Source organism: Pseudomonas sp. (genome assembly GCF_050739995.1).
Lineage (GTDB): Bacteria > Pseudomonadota > Gammaproteobacteria > Pseudomonadales > Pseudomonadaceae > Aquipseudomonas.
In genome coordinates, this window is record NZ_JBOICG010000560.1 from 1 (window position 1) to 12,432 (window position 12,432).

Genomic DNA, 12,432 nt, shown 5'->3' on the forward strand with positions numbered 1-12,432 from the left:
CGTTATATCAGTTAGGGCGCCTATAGCTGACACACCGCATTCGCGAGCAAGCCCGCTCCCACATGAGATCTACTGTGTTGTGGATATCGATTTCCAGCAAAAACAGCCGTTTCAATCAATTCAAATCAAAAAATAATCGCGGCCTTCGACCTGGCCTCGGCGTAACGGGTTCCGCGTGCAGTAAGGCGCGTAGCCAGCATCCACAAAGCGGTACATCAGGTGTTCATCGCGTCCACTGGGGATGCCCAGGCGGGTGGTCTGGATGATGTGTGTCGGCATTTGGCCTACGTCTTCAACGTAGAGCCGCTCTTGATCAAAGCGCTTGGCGTCCCACATCGGCACTTTCAGGCCCAGGGCTTTGCACAGCAGGGTCTGGCCGGCGCACAGCTTTTGCGAGGCGCGTGGGTGGCCGTTGGCGTCCGGGTTGTTCAGCAGCATCTGCGCCAGGCTCGCTGGGCCGGATACTTCGTCTACCCACGGGTAGGCCGATTTGATCAGTACGGCATTGCCCGGGCCCTGGGCGCTGAAGTTCAGCGAGTCGCCGCCACGGGCGTAGTACATGTAGATGTGACCACCATCCAGAAACAAAGCCTTACGCTTTTCTGTGTAGCCGAGTGAGGCGTGGCTGCCTTTTTCGGCCACGTAATAGGCTTCGGTTTCAATAATTCGCGCTGAAAGCCAGATATCGCCGACGCGATGGCGGATGACTTTTCCGAGCAATTCTCGCGCAAGAATTTGCGCGTCACGGTCGAAGAAGCTGTCGGGCAGGGCGCTGGCGGGGCGTTCGGGCAAAAAAATGGTCATGGCGGTTGGAGGTTAATACGGCTAAATGTGACGGAATCATAACAACTCCCACCTTAATTACCGCTGAACCCCAAGTTTTTACAGTTCATTTCGACCATCCGCCCCTCACCGCTGTCAGTCGGGCGGCGTCACAGCTATAATCTGCCGCTTTCCTCCCTGCCAAGACTCCCTGACCATGACTGAGTCCGTTCTTGACTACATGACCCGCCTGGGTCGCGCTGCCCGTCAGGCCTCGCGGTTGATCGCCCGTGCGAGCACTGCGCAGAAGAACCGCGCCCTGCTGGCCGCCGCCGACGCTCTGGATGCTTCGCGCTCCGAGCTCACCGCCGCCAACGAGCAAGACTTGGCCAACGGCCGCGCCAATGGCCTGGAGCCGGCCCTGCTGGACCGCCTGGCGCTGACCCCGGCGCGTATCGACGACATGATCGAAGGCCTGCGTCAGGTGGCCAAGCTGCCTGACCCCATCGGTGAAATCCGCGATATGCGTTACCTGCCGTCCGGCATCCAGGTCGGCAAGATGCGCGTGCCGCTGGGCGTGATCGGCATCATTTACGAGTCGCGCCCGAACGTGACCATCGACGCTGCGAGCCTGTGCCTCAAGTCCGGCAACGCCACCATCCTGCGTGGCGGTTCCGAGGCGATCAATTCCAACCGTGCCATTGCGGCCTGCATCCAGCAGGGCCTGGCCGTGGCCGAATTGCCGGCCGAAGTGGTGCAAGTGGTCGAAACCACCGACCGCGCTGCCGTTGGCGCGCTGATCACCATGCCGGAATTCGTCGATGTGATCGTGCCGCGCGGTGGCAAGAGCCTGATCGAGCGCGTCAGCCGCGATGCCAAGGTGCCCGTTATCAAGCACCTGGACGGCGTATGCCACGTTTATATCGACATCGCCGCCGATATCGACAAGGCCATCCGCATCGCCGACAACGCCAAGACCCACCGCTACGCCCCGTGCAACACCATGGAAACCCTGCTGGTGCACGCCGGCATTGCCGAGCGCGTGCTGCCGCCGCTGGCTGCCATCTACCGCGACAAGGGCGTGGAACTGCGTGGTTGCGAGCGTACCCGTGCGCTGTTGGGCGCGGACGTGATCGAAGCGACCGAGCAGGACTGGTACACCGAATACACGGCACCGATCCTGTCGATCAAGATTGTCGACGACCTGGACGAAGCCATCGAACACATCAACACCTACGGCTCCAAGCACACCGACGCCATTGTCTCCGAGCATTTCAGCGATGCCCGTCGCTTCCTCAACGAGGTGGATTCCGCCTCGGTGATGGTCAACGCCTCGACGCGCTTTGCCGACGGCTTCGAATATGGCCTGGGCGCGGAGATCGGTATTTCTACCGACAAGCTCCACGCCCGTGGTCCGGTTGGGCTGGAAGGCCTGACCAGCGAGAAGTACGTGGTGTTCGGCGACGGTCATGTGCGCACTTGATGGCTAAACGCATCGGGCTGCTCGGCGGTACTTTCGACCCCGTGCACATTGGCCATTTGCGCAGTGCCCTGGAAGTCGCGGATGCCCTCGCGCTGGATGAACTGCGCATGATGCCCAACGCCCGGCCACCGCATCGCGATACGCCGCAAGTGTCGCCACGGCAGCGCCTGGAAATGGTGCGCCTGGCAGTGGAAGGCATAACGCCGTTGGTGGTGGACGACCGCGAGCTCAAGCGCGATAAACCGTCCTACACTGTTGACACCCTGGAGCTGATGCGCGCCGAGTTGGCCGCGGATGACCAGTTGTTTCTGCTTTTGGGCTGGGACGCATTCTGCGGCCTGCCCTCTTGGCATCGCTGGGAGGAACTCCTCCAGCATTGCCACATCCTGGTTTTGCAACGCCCGGATGCCGACAGCGAACCGCCGGATGCCTTGCGCAACCTGCTGGCCGCGCGGTCGGTAAGTGACCCCTTGGCCCTGACCGGGCCGAACGGGAATATTGCATTCGTCTGGCAGACCCCGCTTGCGGTGTCTGCCACCCAGATCCGTCAACTGCTGGCCAGCGGTAAGTCGGTACGTTTCCTGGTGCCTGACGCGGTCCTGGCCTACATCGATGCGCACGGACTTTACCGTGCGTCGAACTGAAAAGGCGCGCTTGAACGCACGAATGAATGTGCAGCGAGCGCCCGAACATACGAGCAAAACGAGTTTTATATGACGAACAAAGACGTAAGCAAAGTTAAGCGCAAAGGCACCTTCAAAAGCGCACCGTTGCCGGTTGAAGCCCACACCGGCCCAGAGCTGGCTGGCGAAGAGCTGGTAAAAGTCGCCGTGGCTGCCCTGGAAGACGTTAAAGCCCAGGACATCCAGGTGCTGGACGTACGTGACAAACAAAGCATCACCGACTTCATGATCATCGCTACCGGTACTTCGAACCGTCAGATCGGCGCGATGCTGGACAAGGTCCGTGAAGCCGTCAAAGCCCAAGGCGTGAAGCCGCTGGGTGAAGAAGGCAAGGGCGACAGCGACTGGGTACTGTTGGACATGGACGACGTGATCGTTCACATGATGACCTCCAACGCTCGCCAGTTCTATGACCTGGAGCGTCTGTGGAAAGGTGCCGAGCAGAGCCGTGCCGCTGATGGCAAACACCACAGCCCGGAAGTGGGCCACGCACACTTCGACAAGCTCAACAAAGACCAGGAATAAGGAACGGCTGTGCGCCTGCGTCTGATCGCTGTCGGTTCACGCATGCCCAAGTGGGTGGAAGAAGGTTGGCACGAGTATGCCAAGCGACTGCCCGCTGAGCTGTCGCTGGAACTGGTGGAAATACCGCTCAATACCCGGGGCAAGAATGCCGACGTGGCCCGCTTTATCCGTCAGGAAGGCGAAGCCATGCTGGCCAAGGTCGGCCCCAACGAGCGCATCGTCACCCTCGAAGTGCACGGCAAACCCTGGAGCACCGAGCAGTTGGCGGTGGAGCTGGATCGCTGGCGCCTGGACTCGCGCACCGTCAACTTCATGGTGGGTGGCCCGGAAGGGCTGGCACCTGAAGTCTGTGCGCGGGCCGATCAGCGCTGGTCGCTGTCGGCGCTGACGTTGCCGCACCCGTTGGTAAGGATTCTGATCGGTGAACAGCTGTATCGCGCCTGGACAGTTCTGTCCGGGCACCCTTACCACAAATAATCTGCGCCCCTCCCGATGACTCAACCGATCCGCATCAAGGACCATGAGAAAGACGCACGTCTGGTACGCGCGCGGGTGGTGTTTGGTGCGATTCTGGTGGTGGTCCTGATGGGCGTGCTGATCGCGCGCCTGTATTTCCTGCAGGTGATCCAGTACGACTATCACTCCACCTTGTCGGAAAACAACCGGGTGCATGTGCAGCCGATACCCCCGACCCGTGGCCTGATTTTCGACCGCAATGGCGTGGTGGTGGCCGATAACCGGCCCAGCTTCAGCCTGAGCATGACCCGTGAGCGTTCCGGCGACTGGCAACAGGTCCTCGATGTGATCGTCGAGGTGTTGCAACTGACGCCGGAAGACCGGGCGATCTTCGAAAAGCGTATGAAACAGGGGCGCCGGCCATTCGAGCCGGTGCCGATCCTGTTTGAGCTGACCGAAGAGCAGATCGCGCGGATCGCGGTGAACCAGTTCCGCCTGCCCGGTGTGGAGGTGGTGGCGCAGTTGGTGCGGCATTACCCGCAAGGGCCGCACTTTGCGCACTCGGTTGGCTACATGGGACGGATCAACGAGAAAGAGCTGAAAACCCTCGACCCAGTCAACTACAGCGGCACTCACCATATCGGCAAGACCGGCATCGAGCGCTTCTACGAGCCCGAGTTGCACGGCCAGGTGGGTTACGAAGAAGTCGAGACCAACGCCCGTGGCCGCGTGCTGCGGGTACTCAAGCGCACTGACCCGATCCCTGGCAAAGACATTGTGCTGAGCCTGGACATCAAGCTGCAGGAAGCGGCGGAGATGGCGCTTGGTGGTCGGCGTGGTGCAGTAGTAGCACTGAACCCGGCCACCGGCGAAGTGCTGGCGATGGTCAGCCAGCCGAGCTTTGACCCGAACCTGTTTGTCACCGGCATCAGTTTCAAGGCCTATGCCGAACTGCGTGATTCCATCGACCGTCCGCTGTTCAATCGCGTGTTGCGCGGACTGTACCCGCCAGGCTCGACCATCAAGCCGGCCGTGGCGATTGCCGGCCTGGATTCGGGCGTGGTCACGGCATCGAGCCGCGTGTACGACCCGGGTTACTACATGCTGCCCAACTATGACCACAAATACCGTAACTGGAACCGCACGGGTGACGGCTATGTCGATCTGGACACCGCGATCATGCGCTCCAACGACACCTATTTTTATGACCTGGCCCACAAGCTGGGGATTGATCGCTTGTCTGCCTATATGGGCAAGTTCGGTCTCGGCCAGAAAGTCTCCCTGGACATGTTCGAAGAATCCCCTGGCCTGATGCCGTCACGGGAATGGAAGCGTGCGACCCGTCGTCAGGCGTGGTTCCCGGGCGAAACCCTGATCCTCGGCATCGGCCAGGGCTATATGCAGGCAACGCCTTTGCAGCTGGCCCAGGCCACGGCGTTGGTGGCGAACAAAGGTATCTGGAACCGTCCGCACCTGGCCAAGACCATCGAAGGCGAAAAGCCGGTGGACGAAAACCCGATTCCCGACATCGTACTGCGCGACCCGTCTGACTGGACCAAGGTCAACCATGGCATGCAGCAAGTGATGCACGGCGCTCGCGGTACGGCACGCAAGGCGGCGGTTGGCGCGCAATATCGCATCGCCGGCAAGAGTGGTACGGCCCAGGTGGTCGCGATCAAGCAAGGCGAGAAATACGATCGCTCCAAGGTTCAGGAGCGTCACCGTGACCACGCCTTGTTTGTCGGTTTCGCCCCGGCGGACGACCCGAAAATCGTGGTGGCGGTGATGGTCGAAAACGGTGAGTCCGGCTCCGGCGTTGCCGCTCCTGTGGTACGCCAAGTGATGGACGCCTGGCTATTGGCCGACGACGGCAGGCTCAAGCCCGAATATGGCGGCCCCCCTTCAAGCCCCGAGGTTACGGCCCGTGAAGAGTAATTTTGACCGCATCCTCTCCAGTGAAGATGTGATGCGTCGCCGTGCGACGTTGCTGCAGCGCATGCACATTGATGGCCCCTTGCTGATCCTTCTGCTGACGCTGGCGGCCGGCAGCCTGTTCGTCCTTTATTCGGCCAGCGGCAAGAACTGGGATCTGCTGATCAAGCAAGCGTCCTCATTCGGCCTGGGCCTGTTGTCGATGGTGGTGATTGCCCAGTTGGAGCCGCGTTTCATGGCGCGCTGGGTGCCGCTCGGTTACGTGGCCGGTGTGTTGTTGCTGGTGGTGGTGGACGTGATGGGCCACAACGCCATGGGCGCCACGCGTTGGATCAACATCCCGGGGGTGATTCGCTTCCAGCCGTCGGAATTCATGAAGATCCTGATGCCGGCGACCATCGCCTGGTACTTGTCCAAGCGCACCTTGCCGCCGCAGCTCAAACATGTGGGGATCAGTCTGATCCTGATCGGCGTGCCGTTTATCCTGATCGTGCGCCAGCCCGACCTGGGCACCTCGCTGCTGATCCTGGCGGGCGGTGCGTTCGTGCTGTTCATGGGTGGCTTGCGCTGGCGCTGGATTCTCAGTGTGCTGGCTGCCGCGATCCCGGTGGCCGTGGCCATGTGGTTCTTCTTTATGCATGACTACCAGAAGCAGCGGATCTTGACGTTCCTTGATCCGGAGAGCGACCCATTGGGCACGGGCTGGAACATCATCCAGTCGAAGGCAGCCATTGGCTCCGGTGGTGTATTTGGCAAGGGCTGGCTGCTGGGTACCCAGTCGCACCTGGACTTTTTGCCCGAGAGTCACACCGACTTCATTATTGCGGTGATGGGTGAAGAGTTCGGCCTGGTGGGCATTTGCGCACTGTTGCTGATCTATTTGCTGTTGATTGGTCGCGGGCTGGTGATTACCGCCCAGGCTCAGACGCTGTTCGGCAAATTGCTGGCCGGCAGCCTGACCATGACTTTTTTTGTTTACGTTTTTGTCAACATCGGTATGGTCAGTGGCCTGTTGCCGGTGGTTGGGGTGCCGTTGCCATTCATTAGCTACGGCGGAACTTCGCTGGTGACATTGCTGTCAGCGTTTGGGGTTTTGATGTCGATTCATACGCATCGCAAGTGGATCGCACAGGTTTGAATAAGGTGAAGATGTCAATGCAAGTAATGCGCGGCTGGGCGACTCGGCACGCGTCCTGGATGAGCCTTATCGGGCTGCTGGGCGCGACGCAAGAGGCGCAGGCCGGTGACTACGATGGTTCACCCCAGGTCGCCGAATTTGTCGGTGAAATGACCCGCGACTATGGTTTTGCTGGCGAACAACTGATGGGCGTATTCCGTGAGGCCCAGCGCAAGCAGGCGATCCTCGACGCGATCTCGCGCCCCGCCGAGCGCGTGAAGCAGTGGAAGGAATATCGCCCGATGTTCCTCACCGATGCCCGGGTGGCCCGTGGTGTGGACTTCTGGCGTCAGCACGAAGCGGTGCTGGCCCGCGCCGAGCAGGAATACGGTGTACCGGCCCAGGTCATCGTCGCGATCATCGGCATTGAAACCTTTTATGGGCGCAATACCGGCAGTTACCGGGTGATCGACGCCCTGTCGACCCTGGGTTTCGATTACCCGCCACGCGCCGAATTCTTCCGCAAGGAACTGCGCGAGTTCCTGCTGCTGGCCCGCGAAGAACAGGTCGACCCATTGACCCTCAAGGGTTCTTACGCGGGGGCGATGGGCTTGCCGCAGTTCATGCCGAGCAGCTTCCGTGCTTATGCGGTGGATTTCGACGGCGACGGCCACATCAATATCTGGAGCAACCCCGACGACGCCATCGGCAGCGTGGCCAGCTACTTCAAGCGCCATGGTTGGGTGGCCGGCGAACCAGTGGTGATCCGTGCCGATGTGACTGGCAACCGCGCCGACGAAGGCCTGACCCAGGGCATTGAACCGGTCAAGACGGTCGGGGAGTTGCGGGCGCTGGGCTGGTCGAGTCAGAATGCGCCACGCGATGACATGCCGGTGACGGCGTTCCGCCTGGAAGGCGCAGACGGTCCGGAATACTGGATGGGCCTGAAGAATTTTTACGCAATCACGCGTTATAACCGCAGTGTGATGTACGCCATGGCCGTGCATCAGCTGTCAGACATGCTGGTCCAAGCACGGGGCAACAAGTAATGCGGGTATCGCCGTTCAACAAACCGCTCAAGCTGGTGGCGTTCGCCGCGTTGTCCTTGTTGGTTGTCAGTTGCTCATCCACGACCAGCCGTGCACCGGCGCAGAAGGGCGGTGGCATCGTCCGCGCCCAGCCGGGCCTGGATATCAACCGCGCACACAAAGATGGCGCGCCGTGGTGGGATGTCGATGTTTCGAAGATCCCGGACGCCACGCCAACCCTGCACACCGGCCCATACAAGGCCAACCCCTATACCGTGCTGGGTAAAAACTACTTCCCGCTGCAGGAATCCAAGACCTACTCGCAAACGGGCACGGCGTCCTGGTATGGCACCAAGTTCCATGGCCAGAACACCGCCAATGGCGAAGTGTACGACCTGTATGGCATGAGCGCGGCGCACAAGACGCTGCCGCTGCCCAGCTATGTACGGGTGACCAACCTGGACAACAACCGCACGGTGATCCTGCGGGTCAATGACCGTGGGCCGTTCTATTCGGACCGGATCATCGACTTGTCCTACGCTGCCGCGAAGAAACTCGGCTATGCCGAGACCGGCACGGCGCGGGTGAAAGTCGAAGGTATCGACCCGGCGCAGTACTGGGCCCAGCGTGGCAAGCCGGCGCCGTTGATGCTCAACGAACCGCAGACCCCGCAACCGCAAGTGACGGCCTCGGCCGGCAAGATCGAGCAGTGGACGCCGCCGCCAGCGCAGCACGCACCGGATACCGTGGCTGTGCCGCGTGCCGTGCCCGGCGCCTCGATGGTCGGCGGACAGTATCTGCAAGTGGGCGCTTTCGCTAACCCGGATGCGGCAGAGCTGCTAAGGTCGAAACTCAGCGGTATGGTCAGCGCGCCGGTTTTCATCAGTTCCATCGTGCGTAACCAACAGACTCTGCACCGTGTGCGCATGGGGCCGATCGGCTCGCCGAGCGAGGTTGCGCAGGTACAGAACAGCGTGCGTCTGGCCAACCTGGGGCAACCCAGCGTAGTCACCGCAGAATAACAGTAAGGGATTGATGGCTTGGGCCCGTGCGCGGGCTTGAGCCCTGGTTGTTGGCTCGTGAACAATAAAAACCCAGGGGCAAGGGGTGAGCGGGCAACCGAACACGCGACAGTCTGGAAGCGGGCTGTCTGAATAGTTTTGCCCGCGAGGGCAAGTTTCCATAAGCAATTTCGAGAGACGGATGAACATCACCACCTTAGCCAAACGCACGTGCCTGCTTCTTTCGCTGATCATCACCCCGGCCGCCTGGGCGGTTGAGATGGTGCCGGCTTCCCCGCAATTGGCCGCCAAGGCCTGGGTCCTCATGGATGCCGCCAGCGGCAACGTGCTGGTCGAAAGTAACGGTGACCAGCGCCTGCCACCGGCCAGCCTGACCAAGCTGATGACGGCTTACATCGCGACCCTGGAAATCCGTCGCGGCCAGATCGGCGAGAATGACCCGGTTACCGTCAGCGAAAACGCATGGCGCACCGGCGGTTCGCGGATGTTCATCAAAGTGGGTTCGCAGGTGACTGTGAGCGACCTGCTGCACGGCATCATCATTCAGTCCGGTAACGACGCCAGCGTCGCCTTGGCCGAGCACATCGCCGGCAGCGAAGACGCGTTCGCCGACATGATGAACAAAACCGTGTCCGACCTGGGCATGACCAACAGCCACTTCATGAACCCGACCGGTCTGCCGAACCCAGAGCACTACTCGTCGGCTCACGACATGGCGATCCTGGCGCGCGCGATCATTCGTGTCGACCCGGTGCACTACGCGATCTACTCCCAGAAAGAATTCTTCTGGAACAACATCAAGCAGCCTAACCGCAACCTGTTGCTGTGGCGTGACAAGACCGTCGATGGCCTGAAAACCGGCCACACCGACGAAGCCGGCTACTGCATGGTGTCGTCCGCTGTACGTGATGGCCAGCGTCTGATCGCCGTGGTCTTCGGCACCAACAGCGAGCAGGCCCGTGCGGCCGAGACGCAAAAACTGCTGACCTACGGCTTCCGTTTCTTCGAAACCCAGACGTTCTACCAGAAGGGTGCAGAGCTTGCGCAGGCGCCGGTATGGAAAGGCGCGACCCACCAAGTCAAGGCCGGCCTGGCTGAAGACCTGACCCTGACCATGCCTAAAGGCCAGCTGAAAAAGCTCGCCGCCAGCATGACCATGAACCCACAACTGGTCGCGCCAATCGCCAAGGGCGACGTGATCGGTAAAGTCGAAGTGAAGCTGGACGATAAAGTGGTGCACAGCGCCGACCTGATCGCTCTGGATGCCGTCGATGAAGGTGGTATCTTCCGCCGCGTGTGGGATAGCATCCGTCTATTCTTCTACAGCTTGTTCAACTGATAGTGTGCACCTGCAAGGCCCCGTGTTGACCCGACACGGGGCCTTGCCCGTCGCCACGGCTTACGCTTACGAGGCCGTTACGCCATGACCGATAAAGAAGTAAAGGCGCCAAAGATCGAATTCCCAGTGACGGATTATCCCGTCAAAGTGATCAGCGATACCGGTGTAGGCAACAAAGACAAGATTCTCGAGATCGTGCGTAAACATGCCACGATCAACGACAACCGGGTGGACGAGCGTTCGAGCACCAACGGTAAGTACACCACGATCCAATTGCACATCGTTGCGACGGATCAGGACCAGCTCTACAACATCAACAGCGAACTGCGGGCCACTGGCTTCGTGCATATGGTGTTGTGATGTCACAGGTCCTGGGCTTTCGCGAGCTCGGCCGGATGGACTACGAGCCGGTCTGGCATGCGATGCAGCGCTTCACCAACGAGCGCGGCACTTCGGCTCCCGATGAAATCTGGCTGGTGGAACACCCGCCGGTATTCACCCAGGGCCAGGCCGGCAAGGCCGAACATCTGCTGCTGCCGGGTGATATTCCGGTGGTGCAGGTCGACCGAGGTGGCCAAGTGACTTACCATGGGCCCGGTCAACTGGTGGCTTATTTGCTGCTGGATGTACGCAAGCTGGGTTTTGGCGTGCGCGACCTGGTGACTCGAATGGAGGCTTGCCTGATCGAGCTATTGGCCAGTTACGGCGTGACTGCCGCGGCCAAGCCCGATGCACCTGGTGTGTACGTGGACGGCGCGAAGATCGCTTCCCTGGGGCTGCGCATTCGCCATGGGTGCTCCTTTCATGGCCTGGCCCTGAACGTGGACATGGACCTGGCGCCGTTTCGCCGGATCAACCCGTGTGGCTACGCCGGGCTGGCCATGACCCAGATGAGCGACCATGCCACACCGATTAAATTTGCCGAGGTTAGTGCCCGGCTGCGTGCGCAGCTCGTCAAACACCTCGACTATGCTGAGCAGACGACCCTCACGGGCGGAATCGACTGATTATGACTACTGATGCAGTGCAAACCATGATCCCGACGGTGGACGTTACCGAACGTCCGGCCCCGGCCCCGCGTGCCAAGGTGGAAGCCGGCGTCAAGCTGCGCGGCGCCGAGAAGGTTGCACGCATCCCGGTGAAGATCATTCCGACCACCGAACTGCCGAAGAAGCCTGACTGGATCCGCGTACGCATCCCGGTTTCGCCGGAAGTCGACCGCATCAAGGCCCTGCTGCGCAAACACAAGCTGCACAGCGTGTGCGAAGAGGCCTCCTGCCCGAACTTGGGCGAGTGCTTCTCCGGTGGCACCGCGACCTTCATGATCATGGGTGACATCTGCACCCGCCGTTGCCCGTTCTGCGATGTGGGCCATGGCCGTCCGAAGCCTCTGGACGCCAACGAGCCGGAAAGCCTGGCCATCGCCATTGCTGACCTGCGCCTCAAGTACGTGGTGATCACCTCCGTAGACCGTGATGACTTGCGCGACGGCGGTGCCCAGCACTTTGCCGACTGCATCCGCGAGATCCGCAAGCTGTCGCCGAACGTGATGCTTGAAACCCTGGTACCGGACTACCGTGGTCGCATGGACGTAGCGCTGGAAATCACCGCTGCCGAGCCACCGGATGTGTTCAACCACAACCTGGAAACCGTGCCACGCCTGTACAAGGCCGCGCGTCCGGGTTCGGACTATCAGTGGTCGCTGACCCTGCTGCAGAAATTCAAGCAGATGATGCCGCACATTCCGACCAAATCCGGCCTGATGCTGGGCCTGGGCGAGACTGACGAAGAAGTGATCGAAGTCATGAAGCGCATGCGCGAACACGACATCGACATGCTGACTTTGGGCCAGTACCTGCAGCCGTCCCGCAGCCACTTGCCGGTGCAGCGTTTCGTGCACCCGGACACCTTCGCCTGGTTTGCCGAGGAAGGTTACAAGATGGGCTTCAAGAACGTGGCATCTGGCCCGTTGGTACGTTCCTCGTACCACGCTGACGAACAGGCCAAGCTGGTCAAGGCGAGCCTGGTGTCCTGATAGAGATGTGAGCAGCACCGCAGGTCCAATGTGGGAGGGGGCTTGCCCCC

13 protein-coding genes are annotated in these 12,432 nt (G+C 60.8%); 12 read left to right on the forward strand and 1 reads right to left on the reverse strand.

Annotated features, from left to right (window positions below; genetic code table 11):
• Positions 1-120: 120 nt before the first annotated feature.
• Positions 121-804, reverse strand: coding sequence for a DNA-3-methyladenine glycosylase (locus ACRESD_RS18520; RefSeq protein ID WP_431752243.1), 684 nt, complete (start codon positions 802-804; stop codon positions 121-123).
• A gap of 175 nt (positions 805-979) precedes the next feature.
• Between ACRESD_RS18520 and ACRESD_RS18525 the strand changes: the two genes are divergently transcribed.
• From ACRESD_RS18525 to lipA, 12 genes are all read left to right on the forward strand, one after another.
• Positions 980-2,245, forward strand: coding sequence for a glutamate-5-semialdehyde dehydrogenase (locus tag ACRESD_RS18525; protein WP_431752244.1), 1,266 nt, complete (start codon positions 980-982; stop codon positions 2,243-2,245).
• Positions 2,245-2,889: a nicotinate-nucleotide adenylyltransferase gene (gene nadD / locus ACRESD_RS18530; protein WP_431752245.1), complete on the forward strand. Its 645-nt coding sequence runs from the start codon at positions 2,245-2,247 to the stop codon at positions 2,887-2,889. The genes ACRESD_RS18525 and nadD overlap by 1 nt, the downstream gene beginning before the upstream one ends.
• Positions 2,890-2,958: 69 nt before the next feature.
• Complete coding sequence (rsfS, locus tag ACRESD_RS18535; RefSeq protein WP_003215432.1) at positions 2,959-3,453, forward strand: ribosome silencing factor; 495 nt, start codon at positions 2,959-2,961, stop codon at positions 3,451-3,453.
• 9 nt (positions 3,454-3,462) lie between these two features.
• The gene (gene rlmH / locus ACRESD_RS18540) at positions 3,463-3,930 is read left to right on the forward strand and encodes a 23S rRNA (pseudouridine(1915)-N(3))-methyltransferase RlmH (protein WP_003176297.1); all 468 of its coding nucleotides are present in this window, start codon (positions 3,463-3,465) and stop codon (positions 3,928-3,930) included.
• A 15-nt stretch (positions 3,931-3,945) separates the two neighbouring features.
• On the forward strand, positions 3,946-5,844 hold the full coding sequence (mrdA, locus tag ACRESD_RS18545; protein WP_431752246.1) for a penicillin-binding protein 2: 1,899 nt from the start codon (positions 3,946-3,948) through the stop codon (positions 5,842-5,844).
• A gap of 31 nt (positions 5,845-5,875) precedes the next feature.
• On the forward strand, positions 5,876-6,979 hold the full coding sequence (gene rodA, locus ACRESD_RS18550) for a rod shape-determining protein RodA (protein WP_057703348.1): 1,104 nt from the start codon (positions 5,876-5,878) through the stop codon (positions 6,977-6,979).
• Between the two features lie 17 nt (positions 6,980-6,996).
• On the forward strand, positions 6,997-8,007 hold the full coding sequence (gene mltB / locus ACRESD_RS18555; RefSeq protein WP_431752250.1) for a lytic murein transglycosylase B: 1,011 nt from the start codon (positions 6,997-6,999) through the stop codon (positions 8,005-8,007).
• Positions 8,007-9,008: a septal ring lytic transglycosylase RlpA family protein gene (locus ACRESD_RS18560; RefSeq protein ID WP_431752247.1), complete on the forward strand. Its 1,002-nt coding sequence runs from the start codon at positions 8,007-8,009 to the stop codon at positions 9,006-9,008. Before mltB ends, ACRESD_RS18560 begins: the two co-directional genes overlap by 1 nt.
• Before the next feature lie 181 nt (positions 9,009-9,189).
• On the forward strand, positions 9,190-10,347 hold the full coding sequence (locus tag ACRESD_RS18565) for a D-alanyl-D-alanine carboxypeptidase family protein (protein ID WP_431752248.1): 1,158 nt from the start codon (positions 9,190-9,192) through the stop codon (positions 10,345-10,347).
• An 84-nt stretch (positions 10,348-10,431) separates the two neighbouring features.
• Positions 10,432-10,707 carry a DUF493 domain-containing protein gene (locus ACRESD_RS18570; RefSeq protein WP_090365645.1) on the forward strand — a complete coding sequence of 92 codons (276 nt, stop codon included), beginning with the start codon at positions 10,432-10,434 and terminating at the stop codon, positions 10,705-10,707.
• Positions 10,707-11,354 (forward strand): lipoyl(octanoyl) transferase LipB, encoded by a 648-nt coding sequence (gene lipB / locus ACRESD_RS18575; protein ID WP_431752249.1) that lies wholly within the window; start codon positions 10,707-10,709, stop codon positions 11,352-11,354. Before ACRESD_RS18570 ends, lipB begins: the two co-directional genes overlap by 1 nt.
• A gap of 26 nt (positions 11,355-11,380) precedes the next feature.
• A complete protein-coding gene (lipA, locus tag ACRESD_RS18580; RefSeq protein WP_431752251.1) occupies positions 11,381-12,382 on the forward strand; it encodes a lipoyl synthase in 1,002 nt (333 codons plus the stop codon).
• Positions 12,383-12,432: the final 50 nt, after the last annotated feature.

What these genes read in the sequence shown, in the direction of transcription:
- ACRESD_RS18520 (WP_431752243.1), bottom strand. Translation starts at nt 804, where the DNA reads ATGACCATTTTTTTGCCCGAACGCCCCGCCAGCGCCCTGCCCGACAGC.
- ACRESD_RS18525 (WP_431752244.1), top strand. Translation starts at nt 980, where the DNA reads ATGACTGAGTCCGTTCTTGACTACATGACCCGCCTGGGTCGCGCTGCC.
- nadD (WP_431752245.1), top strand. Translation starts at nt 2,245, where the DNA reads ATGGCTAAACGCATCGGGCTGCTCGGCGGTACTTTCGACCCCGTGCAC.
- rsfS (WP_003215432.1), top strand. Translation starts at nt 2,959, where the DNA reads ATGACGAACAAAGACGTAAGCAAAGTTAAGCGCAAAGGCACCTTCAAA.
- mrdA (WP_431752246.1), top strand. Translation starts at nt 3,946, where the DNA reads ATGACTCAACCGATCCGCATCAAGGACCATGAGAAAGACGCACGTCTG.
- rodA (WP_057703348.1), top strand. Translation starts at nt 5,876, where the DNA reads ATGCGTCGCCGTGCGACGTTGCTGCAGCGCATGCACATTGATGGCCCC.
- mltB (WP_431752250.1), top strand. Translation starts at nt 6,997, where the DNA reads ATGCAAGTAATGCGCGGCTGGGCGACTCGGCACGCGTCCTGGATGAGC.
- ACRESD_RS18560 (WP_431752247.1), top strand. Translation starts at nt 8,007, where the DNA reads ATGCGGGTATCGCCGTTCAACAAACCGCTCAAGCTGGTGGCGTTCGCC.
- ACRESD_RS18565 (WP_431752248.1), top strand. Translation starts at nt 9,190, where the DNA reads ATGAACATCACCACCTTAGCCAAACGCACGTGCCTGCTTCTTTCGCTG.
- ACRESD_RS18570 (WP_090365645.1), top strand. Translation starts at nt 10,432, where the DNA reads ATGACCGATAAAGAAGTAAAGGCGCCAAAGATCGAATTCCCAGTGACG.
- lipB (WP_431752249.1), top strand. Translation starts at nt 10,707, where the DNA reads ATGTCACAGGTCCTGGGCTTTCGCGAGCTCGGCCGGATGGACTACGAG.
- lipA (WP_431752251.1), top strand. Translation starts at nt 11,381, where the DNA reads ATGATCCCGACGGTGGACGTTACCGAACGTCCGGCCCCGGCCCCGCGT.